At 60.9% G+C, this 1,579-nt stretch carries 2 protein-coding genes; one reads left to right on the forward strand and one right to left on the reverse strand.

The window, feature by feature from the left end; all coding sequences use genetic code 11:
• Positions 1–343 precede the first annotated feature (343 nt).
• Positions 344–937: an isochorismatase family protein gene (locus ACXJL8_RS40650; RefSeq protein ID WP_456620519.1), complete on the reverse strand. Its 594-nt coding sequence runs from the start codon at positions 935–937 to the stop codon at positions 344–346.
• A 112-nt stretch (positions 938–1,049) separates the two neighbouring features.
• On the opposite strand from ACXJL8_RS40650, the gene ACXJL8_RS40655 reads away from it, so the two are divergent.
• A partial coding sequence (locus ACXJL8_RS40655; RefSeq protein WP_456686990.1) for a LysR family transcriptional regulator occupies positions 1,050–1,579 on the forward strand: 530 nt, incomplete at its 3' end.

The following is a 1,579-nucleotide window of genomic DNA, read 5'->3' on the forward strand; positions in this document are numbered from 1 at the left end:
GTGCAAAGGAGGGCCGTCCCCTTCTTCGATTTCCTCCTCGAACACGCAGAACGCGCCGCCCGTATCTTCGGGCGTGATCCGGAAATAGCGCTTGAATCCGAAAACGCTGTTGGCCTCACCCGTGGCGAGCGCATTGACGATCGGTATGTGTTTTTGGGTCATGTTCCGTCCAGCCTTCTTGATCTGTTTGATCTATGGTGGGGCTTAGGCGGCGCGCTCTTCGACAAATGCACCTCGATGAACCGGAGGGATTTGTCGAAGAGCCGCAGCGTTTCGAGGAAGATATCCGCCGCATTGGCGGCTCCAGTCTTGTCCGCCGCGTCGATCGCGTCGCGTTCGCCGGTTACGACTGGATGGGCGGAAGAACGTCGGTGAACAGCAACTGGATGAGCTGTTGGCCCTTGGGCGTGCCCCAATTCTGGGCGAGTTCAGCGAGCATGGTGTTGGTGGCCGTCAGGATGACGCCGGCGTCCTGCATGCGGCGGCGGGACATGTCCTCGGAAAGCTCGTACGGCGAACCTGAAGCGTCCATGACGGCCTGCACGTTGTAGCCTTCGGTCACCGCGTCGATCGCCGGGAAGACGAGGCATACGTCGGTCGTCACGCCGGCCATGATCAGGTTCTTTCGGCCGGTCGCCTCGACAGCCGCCTTGAAGTTGGCGTCGGTCCAGGCGTTGACGATGCCTGCGCGCTTGACGCGCTTGTCGTAGGCGTCTGGCAGAATGTCTTTCAGCTCCGGCAACAGCGGTCCCTGCACACGGTCCTCCTGGCTGGAGGTCAGCACCGTCGGGATGCCGAGGATTTTGGCGGCCTTGGCCAGTGCGAGCGACATGCGCTTGGCCAGCGCGACGTCGATATTCTTGATGAGCTGCATCGTGCCAACCTGATGGTCGATCAGCAGAAGCGCCGAATTCTCGGGGGTGAAGGTCGTGGTCATGGCTAATCTCCTGTGCTCGTTGTGAGCTCCGCGGCTCCTTCTGGAAGCTAGGGTTGGAACGAAACGTTGAGGAGACTTGATATTTGCTACCATCATGTTCCATAAATGAAACATGAAGACCTTCGGCGATTTTGACGGCCTCGCGTTGTTTATCCGCATCGTGCAGGCTGGTGGGCTCGCCTCAGCCGAGCGCGCGACGGGGATCCCGAAGGCCACGCTGTCGCGCCGGCTGTCGGTCCTGGAAGAGACCCTGAACGTCCGGCTTGCGCGCCGGACAAAGAAGGGCGTGGTGCTGACAGAGCAGGGGCAGCAACTCTTCGAGCGAGGCCGGACCGCCTTCATGCTGGCCGAGCATGCCGTTGCCGAGGTTCAGGATAACCGCGTCGCACTATCAGGCTTAGCTCGCTTGTCGCTTCCCCCGGACATGGCGAGCGCCGTTCTTGCTCCCGTTCTGTTCGCCTTCAAGGCCAGACATCCCGACGTCACAATAGAGATGACGCTAGCGGATCGCAGGGTCTCGCTCATCGAAGAAGGATACGATCTCGTCGTTCGCATGGGACCGGTTGCGGACTCCGAACTGATGTTCAGAAAAATCGCCGATGTGCCGCGCGTGCTGGTCGCCAGTCCCGCCTTCCTCTCCGC

This window comes from Bradyrhizobium sp. P5_C11_2 (assembly GCF_054049755.1).

Excerpts from the sequence above, each read along its gene's own strand:
- ACXJL8_RS40650 (WP_456620519.1), bottom strand. The coding sequence starts at position 937 with ATGACCACGACCTTCACCCCCGAGAATTCGGCGCTTCTGCTGATCGAC.